General features: G+C 66.5%; 17 protein-coding genes. 1 reads left to right on the top strand and 16 read right to left on the bottom strand.

Features of this window, described 5'->3' with window-relative positions; genetic code table 11:
* Positions 1 to 27: 27 nt before the first annotated feature.
* The 3 genes from AC1DSC_RS30305 to AC1DSC_RS30315 are packed head-to-tail and all read right to left on the bottom strand — an operon-like array spanning position 28 to position 3,424.
* Positions 28 to 1,374 (bottom strand): HlyD/EmrA/EmrK family protein, encoded by a 1,347-nt coding sequence (locus tag AC1DSC_RS30305; protein ID WP_012748587.1) that lies wholly within the window; start codon positions 1,372 to 1,374, stop codon positions 28 to 30.
* Positions 1,375 to 1,413: 39 nt separating this feature from the next.
* Complete coding sequence (locus tag AC1DSC_RS30310) at positions 1,414 to 2,895, bottom strand: efflux transporter outer membrane subunit (RefSeq protein ID WP_369663135.1); 1,482 nt, start codon at positions 2,893 to 2,895, stop codon at positions 1,414 to 1,416.
* Positions 2,888 to 3,424 carry a MarR family winged helix-turn-helix transcriptional regulator gene (locus AC1DSC_RS30315; RefSeq protein ID WP_012748589.1) on the bottom strand — a complete coding sequence of 179 codons (537 nt, stop codon included), beginning with the start codon at positions 3,422 to 3,424 and terminating at the stop codon, positions 2,888 to 2,890. The genes AC1DSC_RS30310 and AC1DSC_RS30315 overlap by 8 nt, the downstream gene beginning before the upstream one ends.
* 77 nt (positions 3,425 to 3,501) lie before the next feature.
* On the opposite strand from AC1DSC_RS30315, the gene AC1DSC_RS30320 reads away from it, so the two are divergent.
* The gene (locus AC1DSC_RS30320; protein ID WP_369663136.1) at positions 3,502 to 5,286 is read left to right on the top strand and encodes an ABC transporter transmembrane domain-containing protein; all 1,785 of its coding nucleotides are present in this window, start codon (positions 3,502 to 3,504) and stop codon (positions 5,284 to 5,286) included.
* Positions 5,287 to 5,304: 18 nt separating this feature from the next.
* Here the strand turns inward: AC1DSC_RS30320 and AC1DSC_RS30325 are convergent, their stop codons facing one another.
* The 13 genes from AC1DSC_RS30325 to AC1DSC_RS30385 form a co-directional block, all read right to left on the bottom strand.
* Positions 5,305 to 5,778, bottom strand: coding sequence for a DUF1178 family protein (locus tag AC1DSC_RS30325; RefSeq protein WP_028254212.1), 474 nt, complete (start codon positions 5,776 to 5,778; stop codon positions 5,305 to 5,307).
* A gap of 7 nt (positions 5,779 to 5,785) precedes the next feature.
* On the bottom strand, positions 5,786 to 6,391 hold the full coding sequence (locus AC1DSC_RS30330; protein ID WP_026284159.1) for an NUDIX domain-containing protein: 606 nt from the start codon (positions 6,389 to 6,391) through the stop codon (positions 5,786 to 5,788).
* 5 nt (positions 6,392 to 6,396) lie between these two features.
* The gene (locus AC1DSC_RS30335) at positions 6,397 to 6,705 is read right to left on the bottom strand and encodes a DUF2818 family protein (protein WP_012748593.1); all 309 of its coding nucleotides are present in this window, start codon (positions 6,703 to 6,705) and stop codon (positions 6,397 to 6,399) included.
* Between the two features lie 16 nt (positions 6,706 to 6,721).
* Entirely contained in the window at positions 6,722 to 8,209 is a 1,488-nt protein-coding gene (gene nuoN / locus AC1DSC_RS30340) for an NADH-quinone oxidoreductase subunit NuoN (RefSeq protein ID WP_018905857.1), read from the bottom strand.
* A 107-nt stretch (positions 8,210 to 8,316) separates the two neighbouring features.
* Positions 8,317 to 9,792, bottom strand: a complete 1,476-nt coding sequence (locus AC1DSC_RS30345; protein ID WP_012748595.1) for an NADH-quinone oxidoreductase subunit M — start codon at positions 9,790 to 9,792, stop codon at positions 8,317 to 8,319.
* Positions 9,793 to 9,817: 25 nt separating this feature from the next.
* Positions 9,818 to 11,848 carry an NADH-quinone oxidoreductase subunit L gene (nuoL, locus tag AC1DSC_RS30350; RefSeq protein WP_307596623.1) on the bottom strand — a complete coding sequence of 677 codons (2,031 nt, stop codon included), beginning with the start codon at positions 11,846 to 11,848 and terminating at the stop codon, positions 9,818 to 9,820.
* 7 nt (positions 11,849 to 11,855) lie between these two features.
* Positions 11,856 to 12,164 (bottom strand): NADH-quinone oxidoreductase subunit NuoK, encoded by a 309-nt coding sequence (nuoK, locus tag AC1DSC_RS30355; RefSeq protein ID WP_012748597.1) that lies wholly within the window; start codon positions 12,162 to 12,164, stop codon positions 11,856 to 11,858.
* Complete coding sequence (locus AC1DSC_RS30360; RefSeq protein WP_018905854.1) at positions 12,161 to 12,817, bottom strand: NADH-quinone oxidoreductase subunit J; 657 nt, start codon at positions 12,815 to 12,817, stop codon at positions 12,161 to 12,163. The genes nuoK and AC1DSC_RS30360 overlap by 4 nt, the downstream gene beginning before the upstream one ends.
* Positions 12,818 to 12,855: 38 nt before the next feature.
* Positions 12,856 to 13,401: an NADH-quinone oxidoreductase subunit NuoI gene (gene nuoI, locus AC1DSC_RS30365; RefSeq protein ID WP_012748599.1), complete on the bottom strand. Its 546-nt coding sequence runs from the start codon at positions 13,399 to 13,401 to the stop codon at positions 12,856 to 12,858.
* A gap of 17 nt (positions 13,402 to 13,418) precedes the next feature.
* Entirely contained in the window at positions 13,419 to 14,495 is a 1,077-nt protein-coding gene (gene nuoH, locus AC1DSC_RS30370; RefSeq protein ID WP_012748600.1) for an NADH-quinone oxidoreductase subunit NuoH, read from the bottom strand.
* A complete protein-coding gene (gene nuoG / locus AC1DSC_RS30375) occupies positions 14,492 to 16,654 on the bottom strand; it encodes an NADH-quinone oxidoreductase subunit NuoG (protein WP_369663137.1) in 2,163 nt (720 codons plus the stop codon). The genes nuoH and nuoG overlap by 4 nt, the downstream gene beginning before the upstream one ends.
* A gap of 20 nt (positions 16,655 to 16,674) precedes the next feature.
* Positions 16,675 to 18,015: an NADH-quinone oxidoreductase subunit NuoF gene (gene nuoF, locus AC1DSC_RS30380; protein ID WP_369663138.1), complete on the bottom strand. Its 1,341-nt coding sequence runs from the start codon at positions 18,013 to 18,015 to the stop codon at positions 16,675 to 16,677.
* The gene (locus tag AC1DSC_RS30385) at positions 18,015 to 18,563 is read right to left on the bottom strand and encodes an NADH-quinone oxidoreductase subunit NuoE family protein (protein ID WP_012748603.1); all 549 of its coding nucleotides are present in this window, start codon (positions 18,561 to 18,563) and stop codon (positions 18,015 to 18,017) included. The genes nuoF and AC1DSC_RS30385 overlap by 1 nt, the downstream gene beginning before the upstream one ends.
* Positions 18,564 to 18,565: the final 2 nt, after the last annotated feature.

Consider the following 18,565-nt stretch of genomic DNA (forward strand, 5'->3'; position numbering starts at 1 on the left):
CTTTGCCTCGGAAACCGTGAACGGCGATCAGCCGGGATGGGATTGCGAAGCAGCCTGTGCCGCGGTGCCGGCGGCGGCCGCGGGCACGGCGGAGCGGCCCGCAGCCGGTGCCGGCGCCGCAGAGGCGGCCGGTGCGCCGCGGCCCAGGTTGGCGGCCACGATGCGGTCGACTTCGGCGTCGGCGCCCTGGTCGAGCTTGCTGTAGACCTGCGTCTGCGAGATGGCGGTGGGGCGCGGCGCGTCGGCCAGCATCTTGCCGCTCTTTTGCGAGATGTCGATCTCGGCGTCCATCGACAGGCCGATGCGCAACGGGTTGGCCTTGAGCTGCTCGGGGTCGAGCGCGATGCGCACGGGCACGCGCTGCACCACCTTGATCCAGTTGCCGGTGGCGTTCTGCGCGGGCAGCAGCGCAAACGCGCTGCCGGTGCCCACGCCCAGGCCCGCGACCTTGCCGGTGTATTCCACCTTCTTGCCGTAGACGTCGGCCCTGAGCTTCACGGGCTGGTCGATGCGGATGTTGCGCAGCTGCACTTCCTTGAAGTTGGCGTCGACCCACAGCTGGTTCAGCGGCACGATCGACATCATCGGCGTGCCGGCCGCCACGCGCTGGCCGAGCTGCACGGTGCGCTTGGCGACGTAGCCGTCCACCGGCGCCGGCAGCGCGACGCGCTGCGTGGCCAGGTAGGCCTCGCGCACCTTGGCGGCGGCCGCCAGCACGCTCGGGTGCTGGGCCACGCTGGTGCCCTCGGTCAGCGACTGGTTGCTGGCCAGCGCTTCGCGCGCGGCCACCACGCCGGCCTGCGCGGCGGCGAGCTGGCTCTTGGCATTGTCCAGCGCCGTCTCGGCGTGGTTGAGTTCTTCCTTGGAGACCGCGCCGTTGCCCGACAGCGCGCGGCGGCGCTGCAGGTCGTCCTGCGCCTTGGCGATGTCGCTCTGCGCCTTGACGATGTCGGCCTGGCGCAGCGTGATCTGCGCGGCCAGCGAACCGTTGTTGGCATAGAGCGTGCGCACCTGGCGCACGGCCTGCGCGAGCGCGGCCTCGGCCTGCTCGAGCGCCACCTTCGCATCGGCGGGGTCCAGCTGCACCAGCGGCTGGCCGGCCTTCACGAAGTCGGTGTCGTCGGCATTGATGGCCATGACGGTGCCGCCGATCTGCGGCGTGATCTGGATCACGTTGCCCTGCACGTAGGCGTTGTCGGTGTCCTCGTAGTGGCTGGCCACCAGCCATTCGTAGAGGCCCCAGCCGCCGCCGGCGACGATCACCACGGCCGCCAGCGCGGTCAGTGCGCGGCGGCGCTTGCCGTTGCCGGCGGGTGCTTCGGGAGCTGCGGAAGCGTTGGCTGCAGCGGGCGTCGGTGTGTTGTTGTCGCTCATGATGGAGTTCTTTCCGAAGACGAAAAAAGTCGGTTCAGTTCAGTTCGATGCGGCAGGTGAAGCGGTGGCCGCGGCGGTGGCGGTTGCCGGCGGCTGCCAGCCGCCGCCGAGCGCGCGCGCCAGGCCCACCTGCGTGTCGAGCGCGCGTGCGGCCAGGTCGACCGCCAGCCGCCGCTGCGCGAGCACGGCGGTTTCGGCGGTCAGCACGTTGAGGTAGTTGCCCAGGCCCGCGCGATAGCGCTGCACGGCGATGTCGTAGGCCCCTTCGGCAGCGGCCTGCGCGGCGCGCTGCTCGGCCTGCTGGCGCGTGATCGACTGGGCACTGGACACCTGGTCGGCCGCGTCATGCACCGCATCGAGCACGGTGGCGTTGTAGCTCTCGATCGCGGCGTCCAGGTCGGCCGCCTTGCCGCGCAGGTTGGCGCGCAATTGGCCGCCCTCGAAGATCGGCAGGTGGATCGCGGGGCCCACGCCCCACTGCTCGCTGCCCGACTTGAGCAGCTTGCCGAAGCCCAGGCTCTGGAAGCCGGCGAAGGCCGTGAGGTTCACGTTGGGATAGAACTGGGTTTTGGCGTTGGCCACGTCGCTGGTGGCGGCCTCGACGCGCCAGCGCGCGGCGGCGATGTCGGCGCGGCGGCCCAGCAGGTCGGCCGGAATGCTGGCCTGCAGCGCCATCGGCTTGACGGCTTCGAGCATTGGCGGCTTGAGCGATGCGGACACGTCGGGCTGGCCCACAAGTGCGTCGAGCGCATGCTGCTGCAGCGCGATCTGCTCGCCGAGGGCTTCGATCTGCTGGCGCGCTTCGGGCAGGCCGCCTTCGCTCTGGCGCAGCTCGAGGCGGGTATCGAGGCCCGCGGACACGCGGTCATGCACCAGCTTGAGCGTTTCCTCGCGCTGGGCCAGCGTGCGCCGCGCCACGCCGAGCTGCTCGTTCAGGCGCGCCCACTGGAAGTAGCTGCGCGCCACGTTGCTGGCCAGCAGCACGCGCGCGGCATCGGCGTCGGCTGCTGCGGCGTTGGCGGCGCCGATGGCGGCTTCGAGCGCGGTGCGGTTCTTGCCGAAGAAGTCGAGCTCCCAGCTCGCGCCGAGCTGCAGCAGGCCGATGTTCTGCGTGGAGCCGCCGAGCGGCGCGGGATAGATGTAGTTGCTGTTGAACTTCTGGCGCTTGAGGTCGAGTTCGCCGTTGACCTTGGGCTTCAGTGCCGACTCGGCGATGTCCGCCGAGGCCTGCGCGCGCGCGAGCCGCGCCCGCGCCACCTGCAGGTTCGGATTGCCGGCCACGGCCTGGTCGATCAGCGTGTTGAGCTGCGCATCGCCGAAGGCGAGCCACCATTGGCGCTCGACGGCCGGCACGGCGGCGGCGCTGCGGTCCGCGGCAAGGCCGAGCGACGCGGCGTCGCGCAGCCTGGCCTCGGAGCCGATGCCGGCCATGTCGGCGCAGCCGGCCAGCGCGGCCACAAGCAGCACGGCGGCAACAACGGGGGTGCGGCGCAAGGCGCGCGCGGCAAGGGATTCAGTCATTTTTATCTCCACGGGCCGCCAGGGCCTGGGCGTTGTCGAGAATGCGGCGCAGGTAGCCCTTGAGTTGCTCCCACTCCTCCTTGGTGAAGCCCGCCAGGTGCTCGTTCTGCACGCGGCTCAGCACGTACGGCACCTCCTGGGCGGCGGCGCGGCCTTCCTCGGTGAGCTCGATGTTGACCACGCGCCGGTCTTCCAGCGAACGCACGCGGCGGCACAGGCCCTTGGCCTCGAGGCGGTCGAGCAGGCGCGTCATGGCACCCGCGTCGAGCTCGCAGGCCCGGGCCAGTTCGGCCACCGTGGTGGCAGCGCCGACATGCAGCTTGTACAGCGGCAGCCATTGCGGAAAAGTGGGACCACCGGGCTCGCACATACGGGTTTCTACCGCCTGGGCCACCGCGCTGAGGATGCGGCGCATCAAATACCCGATGCTTTCCTCGGCCTTGTAGTCCTCGGCACGGTAGAAATCGACCGGCCGGCGCCCGGCGTCGCCGGAGGCCGGCGGGAGTTGCGGATTGTCTGCATCGCTCATGGGTCGGAATATTAATTGTCTGGGCAATTATTGTCAAGGCCACCTTTGCGATGGCAAGGGTCGGTAGAATCCGCGCCATGGCTTCTTCCCCTCTGTCTTCACCGGCCAAGGGCTCGCCCCGATCGCTGTCGGGCCTGAGCCCTTTTCTTCGGCCCTACCGCGTGCAGATCGTGCTGGCGGGCATCTTCCTGGTGATGGCCGCCGTCACCACGCTGGTGTTTCCGCTGGCGCTGCGCAGCCTGATCGACGGCGGTTTGGTGAGCGCCGACAAGGGCGCGCAGACCATGGCGCTGCGCGAGCACTTCGGCGCCCTGTTTGCCGTGGCCGTGGCCCTCGGCCTCTTTTCGGCGGCGCGCTTCTATACGGTGAGCTGGCTCGGCGAACGCGTCACGGCCGACCTGCGCAACGCCGTCTACGGCCACGTGCTGCGCCAGAGCCCGGCGTTCTTCGAGACCACCCAGACCGGCGAAGTGCTGTCGCGCCTCACGGCCGACACCACGCTGGTCCAGACGGTGGTCGGCTCGTCGCTGAGCATGGGCCTGCGCAATGCCGTCATGGGCGTCGGCGCGCTCGCGGTGCTGATCTGGACCAACCCCTATGTGATGGTCCAGGTGCTGGGCATCCTGGTGCTGGTGGTGCTGCCGAGCATGTGGTTCGGACGGCGCGTGCGCAAGCTCTCGCGCGCGAGCCAGGACCGCGTGGCCGATTCGAGCGCCATCGCGGCCGAGGTGCTCAACGCGATTCCGGTGGTGCAGAGCTACACGGCCGAATCGCGCGAGGCCGGCCGCTTCAAGGCCTCGACCGAGAACGCCTTCAAGACCGCGGTGCGCCGCACCAAGGCGCGCTCGGTGCTGGTGGCCTTCATCATCATCGCCACCTCGGCGGCGCTGCTCTGGGGCCTCTACCAGGGCACGCAGGCGGTGCTGCGCGGCGACATCACGGCCGGCCACCTGGGCCAGACGGTGGTGTACGTGGCCATTCTTGCGAGTGCGACCGCGGTACTCGGCGAGGTCTATGGCGACCTGCTGCGCGCGGCCGGCGCAACCGAGCGCCTGATGGAACTGCTGCATGCCCCGGCGGCCATCGTTTCCCCGCCCGATCCGGTGGCTGCGCCCGTCCCCGTGGCGGGCAGCGCCGTCCAGCTCGAGGCGGTGACCTTCCACTACCCCTCGCGGCCCGGCACGCCGGCGCTCAAGGACTTCAGCCTCGACATCGCGCCCGGCGAAACGGTGGCCCTGGTGGGATCGAGCGGCGCCGGCAAGAGCACGGTGTTCCAGCTGCTGCTGCGCTACTACGATCCGCAATCGGGCCGCCTGCTGCTCGACGGCGCGCCGCTGGCCTCGCTCGCGCTGCCCGAGTTGCGCACCCGCATCGGCCTGGTGCCGCAGGACGCCGTGATCTTCTCGGCCAGCGCCTTGGAGAACATCCGCTACGGCCGCCCCGAAGCCACGGCCGACGAGGTGCATGCCGCCGCGCGCGCGGCCTTTGCGCACGATTTCCTGCAGGCGCTGCCCGAGGGCTACGACACTTTCCTGGGCGAGCGGGGGGTGCGCCTGTCGGGCGGACAGCGCCAGCGCATCGCGATTGCGCGCGCCATCCTCAAGAACCCGCCGCTGCTGCTGCTCGACGAAGCCACCAGCGCACTCGACGCGGAGAGCGAGCGCATGGTGCAGGCGGCGCTCGAATCGGCCATGGAAGGCCGCACAACGCTGGTGATTGCGCACCGCCTGGCCACCGTGCAGAAGGCCGACCGCATCATCGTGCTGGACCATGGCGGCATCGTCGAACAGGGAACGCACGCCACGCTGGTGGCGCAAGGCGGGGTCTATGCCCGCCTGGCCGCGCTGCAGTTCACGGCTTGATGCTGGACCGGCTGCAGGCTACTGCAGCGTTTCCTTGAGCGCTGCGGGGATGGGCAGGGCCATCACCGGAATGCCCTCTTCGAGCAGCGCCTCGGCCTGCTCGCGGGTCGCCTGGCCGCGGATGCCGCGCTCTTCGGCTTCGCCGTAGTGCATCCTTCGCGCCTCGTCGGCAAAACGGTCGCCCACGTCCTCGGTCTTTGCGAGAACCTCGCGCACGGCGCGCATCCAGCGGGCCTCCGGGGACTGTTCGGCCGGGAGCTGGGCCTTGGCGGGCACCGAAGATGGCAATGCCGATGCCGCAGCGGCCTCTGCCGGCGCCTTCGCGTTGCCCAGGTTCAGGCGCGGCGCGCTCAGCAGCTTGACGATGCGCGTGTCGGCACACACCGGGCATTCCACCAGTCCGGCGGCCAGCTGGGTTTCGAAAGCCTCATTGGACGCAAACCAGCCTTCGAAGCCGTGGCCATGCGAGCAGCGCAGATCGAGAACCTTCATGCGCGGATTATCCCGCGCCGCCCTGCGAAGCGGTGGCTTGCCAATCGAGTGACCATGCACCCGAAAGAACGTTCTGCAGCCACAGCGTGCAGGTCAGCGACTTGGCATCGGTGAGCGTGCCGTCGCGGCACCAGAGCGCAACTTCGGCCGGCGTGGCCGTGAACACGTCGAGAAACTCGCCATGATCGAGCTGCCGCTTGCCGAGCGACAGGCCGCGCGCAAAGTAGATGTGGATGATCTCGGTGGAATACGCCACGGCCAGGTGCATGGCGCCGGCGTAGGCCCATTCGCTCGCGGTGTAGCCGGTTTCCTCGAGCAGTTCGCGCTGGCCGCACACCAGCGGGTCTTCGCCCGCATCGAGCTTGCCGGCCGGAAACTCGACCATCACGTGCCCGACCGGATAGCGGTACTGCCGCTCCAGCACCACGCGGCCGTCGTCGAGCAGCGGAATCACCACCACCGCGCCCGGGTGGATCACGTACTCGCGCGTGGCGCTGTGGCCGTCGGGCAGGCGCACGGTGTCGCGGCAGACCTGGAGGAAGTTGCCCTTGACCAGCACCTCGCTGGCCGTGCGTTCTTCCTTCAGGTGCGAATCGGCAATGGGAGAAGTCATGTCGGTCATCCGTGCCTGTGCTTCATGAGGTAGCGCCAGGTGAACCCTGGAAAGGCCAGCACGATGAAAAGCGCGCCGGTCACCGCGTAGAACTCCCAGCCCTGGGGGGCGATCTGCCCTGCCCGGCTTTCGAACAGCAAGCCCACGCCGCCCGCGGCGAAGTACAGCACCACCAGTTCGGCGAGCCGCACAGCCAGAGGCTTGGGCCGCGTGGCCAGGGGCACGACGCCGAACAGCCGGTCATTGAAGAACGGCAGGTTGGCCGCCAGCAGCGCCACCAGCAGAACGACCCAGACCGATGCGGTTTGCGACACCGTGGGCGGGCCGGGGTCAGTTCGCCAGCGTGGCCACGATGGCCTTGGCGCACAGCGTCATGAGGCCGCCGGGCACGATGCCCAGCACGAGGATCAGCAGGCCGTTGATCGACAGCACGGTGCGCACGTCGCGCGGCGCCGACACGGTGCTGGCCGTGACCGGAGCGTCGAAGTACATGACCTTGACCACGCGCAGGTAGTAGAAGGCGCCGATCAGCGACATGACCACCGCAAACACCGCCAGGCCGATGTAGAGCGCCTGGCCCGAGGCGATCAGCGCCTGCAGCACCGCCAGCTTGGCGTAGAAACCGACCAGCGGCGGCAGGCCCGCGAGCGAGAACATCGCGATGGCCATCACGCCGGCGTACAGCGGGCTGCGCTGGTTCAGGCCGGCCAGGTCGGTGATCTCTTCGCTTTCGAAACCCTCGCGCGCCAGCAGCAGGATGATGCCGAAGCTCGCCAGCGTGGTCAGCACGTAGGTCACGATGTAGAACATCGAGGCGCTGTAGGCGAACTGTGCGTTGTAGGTGTTGCCGTTGACCACGCCCGCCACCAGGCCGAGCAGCATGAAGCCCATCTGCGCAATGGTCGAGTAGGCCAGCATGCGCTTGAGGTTGGTCTGCGCGATGGCGGCCAGGTTGCCCACCAGCAGCGAGGCGATGGCCAGGAGCGCCAGCATCTGCTGCCAGTCGATGGCCAGCGGCAGCAGCCCTTCCACCAGCAGGCGGATGATGATGGCAAAGGCGGCCAGCTCGGGCGCCGCGCCGATCAGCAGCGTGACCGCCGTCGGAGCGCCCTGGTAGACGTCGGGCACCCACATGTGGAAAGGCGCCGCCCCCACCTTGAAGGCCAGGCCCGCCACGATGAACACCAGGCCGAACACCAGCACCTGGTGGTTCACCTTGCCGCTCGCGATGATCTTGAACACTTCGTTGGTGTCGAGCGAACCGGTCGCGCCGTACAGCATCGACAGGCCATAGAGCAGGAAGCCGCTGGCCATGGCGCCGAGCACGAAGTACTTCATGGCCGCTTCGCTGGCCACCGCGTTGTCGCGGCGCAGCGCCACCAGCGCATAGCTCGACAGCGTGAGCAGTTCGAGGCCCAGGTAGATCAAGAGGAAGTTGCTGCCCGAGATCATCACGAACATGCCCAGCAGCGCGAACATGCCGATGGTGAACATCTCGCCGCCGCGCAGCATGTCGCGGTCCGCCGCATAGGGCCGTCCGTAGACCAGCGTGACCATCAGGGCCACGGTGGCAAAGCACTTGAGCCAGTTGCCCATGGGGTCGCTCACGACCATGCCGCCGAAGCCGTAGACCGTCTTGCCGTCGTTGGCGGCAAGGCCGGTGAGCACGGCCACCGCGGCCAGCGTGAGCAGCGTCAGGATGTAGGTGCGCGTGCGCTGCGCACTGGTGCTCGACAGGTCGACCAGCGCAATGATGCAGGCCATGACCAGCAGCACGATTTCGGGGTAGATCGCGACCCAGCTGAGTTTGTCAATCATCTCGTTCTCTTCTTCAGCGTGGCTGGACGGCGCAGGGCCGCCCCAAGCCGGTCCAGGGCCCCCTCGGGGGGCAGAGCAGCGGCGTAGCCGCAAACGTGGGGGTCATATCAGGGCAGCTTCGAGATCGCCACGTGGCGAAGAAGCTCGGTCACGGAAGCGTCCATCACATCGGTGAACGGCTTCGGATGGATGCCCATCCACAGCACGGCAATGGCCAGCAGCGACAGCATCAGGAATTCGCGGGCATTGATGTCGGTGAGTTCCTTGACGTGGTCGTTGCCGACCGGGCCGAGGTACACGCGCTTGTACATCCACAGGGTGTAGGCCGCGCCGAAGATCAGCGCGGTGGCGGCGCCGGCGCCGATCCAGAAGTTGGACTTGACCGCACCCAGGATGACCATCCACTCGCCCACGAAACCGGCGGTGCCCGGCAGGCCGCAATTGGCCATGGCGAACAGCAGCGCGAACGCGGCGAACTTGGGCATGGTGTTGACCACGCCGCCGTAGTCGGCGATCTGGCGCGAATGCACGCGGTCGTAGAGCACGCCGATGCCAAGGAACATGGCGCCCGAGACGAAGCCGTGGGCAATCATCTGCACGATGCCGCCGGACACGCCCAGCTCGTTGAAGATGAAGAAGCCGAGCGTCACGAAGCCCATGTGGGCAACCGACGAGTAGGCCACGAGCTTCTTCATGTCTTCCTGCACCAGCGCCACCAGGCCGACGTAGATCACCGCGATCAGCGACAGCGCGATCATGAGCCAGGCCCATTCGTGCGAGGCATCGGGTGCGATCGGCATCGAGAAGCGCAGGAAGCCGTAGGCGCCGAGCTTCAGCATGATCGCGGCCAGCACGGCCGAGCCGCCGGTCGGCGCCTCGACGTGCACGTCCGGCAGCCAGGTGTGGACCGGCCACATCGGCACCTTGACGGCGAAGGCGGCAAAGAACGCGAAGAACAGGAAGGTCTGCGCCGTCGAGCCCAGCGGCAGCTTGTGCCAGCTCAGGATGTCGAAGCTGCCGCCCGACTTGTTGTACAGGTAGATCAGCGCCACCAGCATCAGCAGGGAGCCGAGCAAGGTGTAGATGAAGAACTTGAAGGCCGCGTAGATCTTGTTCGGGCCGCCCCAGATGCCGATGATCAGGTACATCGGGATCAGCGTGGCTTCGAAGAACACGTAGAACAGGATGCCGTCCAGCGCGGCGAACACGCCGATCATGAAGCCCGAGAGGATCAGGAACGCGCCCATGTACTGGTTCACGCGCTCGGTGATCACTTCCCAGGCCGAGATCACGACCACCACGGTGATGAACGAGGTCAGCAGCACCAGCCAGAGCGACAGGCCGTCGACACCCAGGTGGTAGTTGACATTGAAGCGCGCGATCCAGCTGCCTTTCTCGACGAACTGCATCGCGGCAGTGCCGTTCTCGAAGCCCGTGTAAAGCGGCACGGTCACCAGGAAGCTCACGATCGCGCCGACCAGCGCGACCCAGCGCACGCCCCTGGCATGCTCGTCACGGCCGAACGCCAGCAACGCGACACCGAATGCGATCGGCACCCAGATGGCAAGGCTCAACAAACCCATTTTTGTTTTTCTCCAGCGCTAAAGCTCAGCGTTTGAACCAGACGAAGTACGTCATCAGGATGAAGATGCCGAGCAGCATCGCGAAGGCGTAGTGATAGATGTAGCCCGACTGCAGCCAGCGCACCGCGCCGGAGACGCGGCCAACCACCTTCCACGAGCCGTTGACCACCGCACCGTCGATCAGCGCCTGGTCGCCGCCCTTCCACAGCCCGGTGCCGAAGGCACGCGCACCGCGGGCGATGATGTTCTCGTTGATCCAGTCGAGGTAGTACTTGTTGTCGAGCAGGCGGTAGACCGGGCCGAAGGCGCGCTTGATCGCGGCCGGCAGCGCCGGGTTGACCATGTACATGTAGAACGAGAGCACCACGCCGGCCAGGGCCAGCCAGAACGGCGGGGTCTGCAGGCCATGGATCGCCATGGCCATCGGGCCGTGGAAGGCTTCTGCGAGCTCCGTCATGGCATGGTGCTTGTTTGCGTCGACGGCGATGGCGTCCTTGAAGAACTCGCCAAAGAGCATCGGCTCGATCGTCATGAAGCCGATCACCACCGACGGGATCGCCAGCAGCACCAGCGGCAGCCACACCACCCAGGGCGATTCGTGCGGCTTGTGGCCATGGCCATGGTCGTCGTCGTGCTCCGCATGTTCGTCGTGGTGGTGCGCGTCGGGGTTCTGGTCGTAGCGCTCCTTGCCGTGGAACACCAGGAAGTACATGCGGAACGAATAGAACGCCGTCACGAACACGCCCGCCAGCACCGCGTAGTAGGCGAACTGCGCGCCCCACAGGTGGCTTTCGTGCACCGCTTCGATGATGCTGTCCTTCGAGTAGAAGCCGGCGAAGAACGGCGTGCCGATCAGCGCGAGCGAACCCAGGAGCGAGGTGATCCAGGTGATCGGCATGTACTTGCGCACGCCGCCCATCCAGCGGATGTCCTGGTTGTGGTGCATGCCGATGATCACCGAGCCCGCGCCAAGGAACAGCAGCGCCTTGAAGAAGGCATGCGTCATCAGGTGGAACACCGCGACCGAGTAGGCCGAGGCACCGAGCGCCACCGTCATGTAGCCCAGCTGCGAGAGCGTCGAGTACGCGACCACGCGCTTGATGTCGTTCTGGATGATGCCGAGGAAACCCATGAACAGCGCCGTGATGGCACCGATCACCAGGATGAAGCTCAGGGCCGTGTCGCTGAGTTCGAACAGCGGCGACATGCGCGCCACCATGAAGATGCCGGCCGTCACCATGGTTGCGGCGTGGATCAGCGCGGAGATGGGCGTCGGGCCTTCCATCGAGTCGGGCAGCCACACGTGCAGCGGGAACTGCGCGCTCTTGCCCATGGCGCCGATGAACAGGCAGATGCAGATCACGGTCACCAGCATCCACTCGGTGCCGGGGAAGGTGATGCCGGCCAGCGTGTTGGCCTTGGCGAAGGCTTCGCCGTAGTTCAGCGTGCCGGCGTAGGCGGCGATCAGGCCGATGCCCAGGATGAAGCCGAAGTCGCCCACGCGGTTGACCAGGAAGGCCTTCATGTTCGCGAAGATCGCGGTCGGCTTGTTGAACCAGAAGCCGATCAGCAGGTACGACACCAGGCCCACCGCCTCCCAGCCGAAGAACAGCTGGAGCATGTTGTTGCTCATGACGAGCATCAGCATCGAGAAGGTGAACAGCGAGATGTAGGCGAAGAAGCGGTTGTAGCCCTCGTCTTCTTCCATGTAGCCGATGGTGTAGACGTGCACCATCAGCGAGACGAAGGTCACCACGCACATCATCATGGCCGTGAGGCCGTCGACCAGGAAGCCGACTTCCATCTTCAGGCCGCCCACCACCATCCATTCATAGATGGTGGCGTTGAAGCGGGCGCCGTCGGCCACCACGCTCTTGAGCGTCATGGCCGAGATGATGAAGGCGACGAGCACGCCGAGGATGGTCAGCGAATGCGTGACCTTGCGGCCGATGTGATTGCCGCCGAACTTGGTGCCGAACAGGCCGGCGACGACGGCGCCGACCAGGGGTGCCAGCGGAACGGCCAGCAGGGTGGATGCGGAAAGGGTTGCGCTCATGTTGCTTTCAACCCTTGAGCGAGTTGAGTTCGTCCACGTTGATGTTCGACTTGTTGCGGAACAGCAGGACCAGCAGCGCAAGGCCGATGGCCGACTCGGCCGCGGCCACCGTCAGGATGAAGAACACGAAGATCTGGCCGTGCATGTCGCCCAGGTAGTACGAGAACGCCACGAAGTTCATGTTCACCGCAAGCAGCATCAGCTCGATGGCCATCAGCAGCACGATGAGGTTCTTGCGGTTCAGGAAGATGCCGATCACCGACAGCGCAAAGAGCATGGCGCCGAGCGATAGGAAGTGTCCGAGCGTGAGCGTCATGCCTTGTTTTCCTTTGCCGCAGCTGCGTCTGCGGGTGCTTCCACCACGGGTTCGGCGGCGCGCGTGACCGGCATCTGCACGATGCGCACGCGGTCCCGCGCCTTCACGCGCACCTGGTCGGAGGGGTTGACGTACTTGCTGTCCTTGCGGGTGCGCAGCGTGAGCGCAATGGCCGCCACGATCGCCACGAGCAGGATGACGGCCGCGATCTCCAGCGGATACAGGTACTCGGAGTACAGCAGCTTGCCGAGCTCGAGCGTGTTCGAGCCGTGGGCTGCCGCGGCGGCACCGGCGCGCGGTGCCTCCAGTCGGAAGCCGCCCATCAGCACGGCGGCCATTTCGAGCGCAATCAGCGCGCCCACGCCGGCTGCCAGCGGAAAGTGCTTCCAGAAGCCCTGCCGCAGGCCGTCGACGTTGATGTCCAGCATCATCACGACGAACAGGAACAGCACCATCACCGCCCCCACGTAGACGAGCACCAGCGAGATCGCCAGGAACTCGGCGCGCAGCAAGAGCCAGATCGCCGAAGCCTGGAAGAAGGCCAGCACCAGGTACAGCGCGGCGTACACGGGATTGCGGGCGGTGATGACGCGGAAGGCTGCGAACAGCAGCACCGCGGCAAACAGATAGAACAGACCGGTCTTGACGTCCATTGGAATTCGAATTGGTACGGGGTTCGGGCTGAGCGGGATCAGCGGTACTTGGCGTCGGCCGCCTTGTTCGCTGCAATTTCTTTTTCGTAGCGGTCGCCCACGGCCAGCAGCATGTCCTTGGTGAAGTACAGGTCGCCGCGCTTTTCGCCGTGGTATTCGAAGATGTGGGTTTCCACGATCGAATCGACCGGGCAGCTCTCTTCGCAGAAGCCGCAGAAGATGCACTTGGTCAGGTCGATGTCGTAGCGCGTGGTGCGGCGCGAGCCGTCGTCGCGCACATCGGATTCGATGGTGATGGCCAGCGCCGGGCACACGGCTTCGCAGAGCTTGCAGGCAATGCAGCGCTCTTCGCCGTTCTCATAGCGCCGCAGCGCGTGCAGGCCGCGAAAGCGCGGCGACAGCGGCGTCTTCTCTTCGGGGAACTGCACCGTGATCTTGCGGGCGAAGGCGTACTTGCCGGTGATGGCCAGGCCCTTGAACAGCTCGAACAGCATGAAGCTGCCCAGGAAGTCCTTGAGCGAGAACGGCGCGGATGCGAGCTTGGAAGGGCGCGCGAGCGCGCCGGCGGTATGCGCAGCAGTCATGATGTTGGCGCTTCCAGTTATTTCCAGATGTTGAACGGGGTCTGCATCCAGGCACCGACCACGACCAGCCACACGAGCGTGACCGGAATGAAGATCTTCCAGCCGAGCCGCATGATCTGGTCATAGCGGAAGCGCGGGAAGGTGGATCGGACCCACAGGAACATGGTGACCACGCAGAAGGTCTTGGCACCGAGCCAGATCCAGCCCGGGATGAAGCTCAGGAACTCGAACGGCGGCAGCCATCCGCCGAGGAACAGCACGGTGCACAGGATCGAGACCAGCCACATGTTGGCGTACTCGGCCAGGAAGAACATCGCGAAGCTCATGCCCGAGTACTCGATCATGTGGCCCGCAACGATCTCGGACTCGCCTTCGACCACGTCGAAGGGGTGGCGGTTGGTTTCCGCCAGGCCCGAGATGAAGTAGACGACGAAGATCGGCAGCAGCGACAGCCAGTTCCACGACAGGAAGCCGATGCCCATGTCGGCGAAGGTGCCCTTGCCCTGCCCCGTCACGATGTCGGTCATGTTCAGGCTGGCCGAGACCATCAGCACCACGACGAAGCAGAAGCCCATCGCGATCTCGTAGCTCACCATCTGTGCCGAGGCGCGCAGCGCGCCCAGGAAGGCGTACTTCGAGTTCGATGCCCAGCCCGCGATGATCACGCCGTAGACCTCGAGCGAGGTGATGGCCATCACGAACAGCAGGCCGGCGTTGATGTTGGCCAGCGCCACGTCGGGGCCGAAGGGAATCACGGCCCATGCGACCAGCGCCGGCATGATGGTCATGATCGGGCCGAGCAGGAACAGGCCCTTGTTGGCGACCGTCGGAAGAATGATTTCCTTGGTCATCAGCTTGAGCGCGTCGGCGATGGGCTGCAGCAGGCCCAGCGGTCCGATGCGGTTCGGGCCGATGCGGATCTGCGTGAAGCCGATCGCCTTGCGCTCCCACAGCGTGAGGTAGGCCACGGCCCCCATCAGCGGAAGCACGACCACGATGATCTTGATCAGCGTCCAGATCACGGGCCAGGCCAGGCCCGTCCACCAGCCCGCGTGGACCAGTCCCTGGCCGAAAGCATGCACTGCGTCGATCATGCCAATGCCTCCTCGGCACGGGCCGGAGCAGCCGATGCGTTGCGCGCATCGGCGGTGAGTTGCAGCGACGGCGCGCGGCGCACGATCGAGTCGAGTTGATAGATGCTCGCAACCACGGGCGCGGGAGCGGCACCGCTGGAAGCGACGGCCTTGGCGGCGGTGGCGTTGTCCAGCGCGTTGGCCGGCACGGCGCCGCTGTCGCCGATGGTGCGCAGCACGTCAGCCGTCGATTCGAATGCAAAGCCCGGCAGGCCGAGCAGGTTGGCCAGCACGCGCAGCACCTTCCAGGCCGGACGCGTCTCGCCTTGCGGCTTCACGACGGCATGGAAGCCCTGCACGCGGCCTTCGGCATTGACGAAGGTGCCCGGCGTCTCGGTGAATGGCGCGATCGGCAGCAGCACGTCGCTGAACTCGAGGTTGGCCTTGAAGGGACTCAGCGTGACGACCATCTGGGCATTGCCGATGGCGTCGGCGGCTGCGGCGCCCGCGGCCGAGTCGAACACCGGTTCGTTGTTGAGCAGCAGCACGGCCTTGAGGCCCGAGCCCGCGGCCAGCATGCGGCCGGCATCGAGGCCGCCGTTCTTCGGGAACGCGCCGACGAGCTGCGCGCCCACGGTGTTGGCGGCTTCGGTCAGGTAGCCGACGGTGGCGCCGGTCTGCGCGCCGATCCAGTTGGCAAGGGCCAGCAGGCTGCTGGCCTCTGCATGGTGGGCGGCGGCATTGCCGAGCAGGATGGCCTTGCGCTCGCCGCCGAGCAGCGAGGCTGCGATGGCTTGTGCGGCGGCGTCGGGCTCGTTCCTGGGTGCCAGCGGGGCGGTCGCGCCGTTGGTCTTGCCGATGGCGGCAGCGACGGCAGCGAGTGCCTCGACCCACTGGCCGGCCTCGGCGATGGTCGACTGCGCCACGCTGATGGCCCACGCGTCGCGGTCGGCCATCAGGCCGGCCGAGGTGATCACCGACAGCGCGGCGCCCTTGCGCACGGCCTGGCGGATGCGCTGCGCGAACAGCGGATGGTCCTTGCGCAGGTTCGAACCGACGACCAGCGCGCGCTGCAGTTGCGTGAGCGATGCAATCGAGGTGCCGAGCCAGCGCACGCCTTCGAAGGCCGTGAATTCGGCATTGCGCAGGCGATAGTCGATGTTGTCGCTGCCGAGCTCACGCGTGAGCATGGCGGCCAGTTGCAGCTCTTCGAGCGTGCTGTGCGGGCTCACCAGCGTGCCGATGCTTTGCGCACCGTGGTCGGCCTTGATCTGCTTGAGGCCATTGGCCACATATTCGAGCGCGGTCTGCCAGTCGACCTGCTGCCACTGGCCGCCCTGCTTGAGCATGGGCTGCGTGAGGCGCTCGGGGCCGTTGAGCGCTTCGTACGAGAAGCGGTCGCGGTCGGCAATCCAGCACTCGTTGACTTCTTCGTTCTCGAGCGGCACCACGCGCATCACGCGGTTGTTCTTGACCTGGACGATCAGGTTGGAACCGGTGGAATCGTGCGGGCTCACCGACTTGCGGCGCGACAGTTCCCAGGTACGGGCGCTGTAGCGGAACGGCTTGCTCGTGAGCGCGCCGACCGGGCAGATGTCGATCATGTTGCCCGACAGTTCGGAGTCGACCGAATCGCCGAGGAAGGTTTCGATCTCGGAGTGCTCGCCGCGCTGGGTCATGCCGAGCTCCATCACGCCGGCCACTTCCTGGCCGAAGCGGACGCAGCGCGTGCAATGGATGCAGCGGCTCATCTCTTCCATGCTGATCAGCGGGCCGACGTCCTTGTGGAAGACGACGCGCTTTTCTTCTTCGTAGCGCGAAGAAGAGCCGCCGTAGCCCACGGCCAGGTCCTGCAGCTGGCACTCGCCGCCCTGGTCGCAGATCGGGCAATCGAGCGGGTGGTTGATCAGGAGGAACTCCATGACCGACTGCTGCGCCTTGATGGCCTTTTCGCTCTTGGTGCGAACGATCATGCCCTGCGTGACGGGCGTGGCGCAGGCCGGCATCGGCTTGGGCGCCTTTTCCACGTCGACCAGGCACATGCGGCAGTTGGCCGCGATGCTGAGCTTCTTGTGATAGCAGAAGTGCGGGATGTAGGTGCCCGCCTTGTCGGCCGCATGCATCACCATGCTGCCTTCGGTCACTTCGACCTTCTTGCCGTCGAGTTCGATTTCGATCATGAGTATGTTTCTTCTCGCGCTCAGGCTTGGACCGGCGCCTTCGGGACGTAGCCCGGGATCAGGGCCTCGAACTCGTGACGGAAGTGCTTGATCATGGCGCGCACCGGCATGGCCGCCGCGTCGCCGAGCGCGCAGATGGTGCGGCCCTGGATGTTGTCTGCCACGGAGTTCAAGAGGTCCATGTCCGACGCCCTGCCCTGCCCGTTGTGGATGCGGTCCACCACGCGGTACAGCCAGCCCGTGCCTTCGCGGCACGGCGTGCACTGGCCGCAGGATTCGTGCATGTAGAAGTACGAGAGGCGCCGCAGCGACTCGACCATCGAGCGGCTGTCGTCCATCACGATCACCGCGCCCGAGCCCAGCATGGAGCCGGCCTTGGCGATGGAGTCGTAGTCCATCGTGCATTCCATCATGATCGAAGCCGGCAGCACCGGCGACGACGATCCGCCGGGGATCACGGCCTTGAGCGTGCGGCCCTTGCGCACGCCGCCGCACAGTTCGAGCAGCTTGGAGAACGGCGTGCCCATGGGCACCTCGTAGTTGCCCGGCAGCTCGACGTCGCCGCTCACCGAGTAGATCTTGGTGCCGCCGTTGTTCGGCTTGCCGCATTCGAGGTAGGCCTGGCCGCCGTTGTTGATGATCCAGGGCACCGCCGCGAAGGTCTCGGTGTTGTTGATGGTGGTCGGCTTGCCGTAGAGGCCGAAGCTCGCCGGGAACGGCGGCTTGAAGCGCGGCTGGCCCTTCTTGCCTTCGAGCGATTCGAGCAGCGCGGTTTCCTCACCGCAGATGTAGGCACCGAAGCCGTGGGCCGCGTGCAACTGGAAGTTGTACGTGCTGCCCATGATCTTGTCGCCGAGATAGCCGGCGGCGCGCGCTTCTTCGAGGGCTTCCTCGAAGCGGTCGTAGCTCTGGAAGATCTCGCCGTGGATGTAGTTGTAGCCCACGCTGATGCCCATCGCATACGCGGCGATGGCCATGCCTTCGATCACGATGTGCGGGTTGAACTGCAGGATGTCGCGGTCCTTGCAGGTACCCGGCTCGCCTTCGTCGGAGTTGCAGACGAGGTACTTCTGGCCCGGGAACTGGCGGGGCATGAAGCTCCACTTCAGGCCCGTGGGGAAGCCCGCGCCGCCGCGGCCGCGCAGGCCCGAGGCCTTGACTTCGGCGATCACCTGGTCGGGCGTGAGGCCCTCGGTGAGGATCTTGCGCAGCGCCTTGTAGCCACCGCGCGCCTCGTAGTCGGCCAGGCGCCAGTTGGTGCCGTTCAGGCCGGCATAGATCTGCGGCTCGATGTGGCGGTCATGGAAACAGGTCTGGACGCCCGTGGCCTGGAATTGCTGGAGCACTTGTTCGGGCGACATCAGGCGGCCTCCCCTTTGGTGGAAGCACGCAGCCCGTCGATGAGCTGGTCGAGCTTCTCGTTGCTCATGAAGCTGCACATGGTGCGGTCGTTGACCAGCATCACGGGCGAATCGGCGCAGGCGCCCAGGCATTCGCTCTGCTGCAGCGTGAACATGCCGTCGGCCGTGGTCTCGCCCATCTTGATGCCGAGCTTCTTCTCGAGGTGGACCAGCGCAGTGACGCCGTCGCGCAGCTGGCACGGCAGGTTGGTGCAAACGTTGAGCTTGAACTTGCCCACCGGATGCTGGTTGTACATGTTGTAGAAGGTCGTGACCTCGTGCACGGCGATCGGCGCCATGCCGAGGTACTCGGCGATCTCGCGCTCGCGCTGCATGCTGATGAAGCCTTCGTCCTGCTGCACGATGGCCAGGCAAGCCATCACGGCCGACTGCTTGCCGGCTTCGGGGTACTTGGCGACCTCGCGCGCAAAGCGCTCGAGAATCGCGGGCTTCAGAGGAGCGGAAGGCGCCGAGGGCGCCGTGTCATGGTGGGTCGAGGAAGTCGTCATTC

The sequence above is a fragment of the Variovorax sp. 01N425 genome, assembly GCF_056399465.1.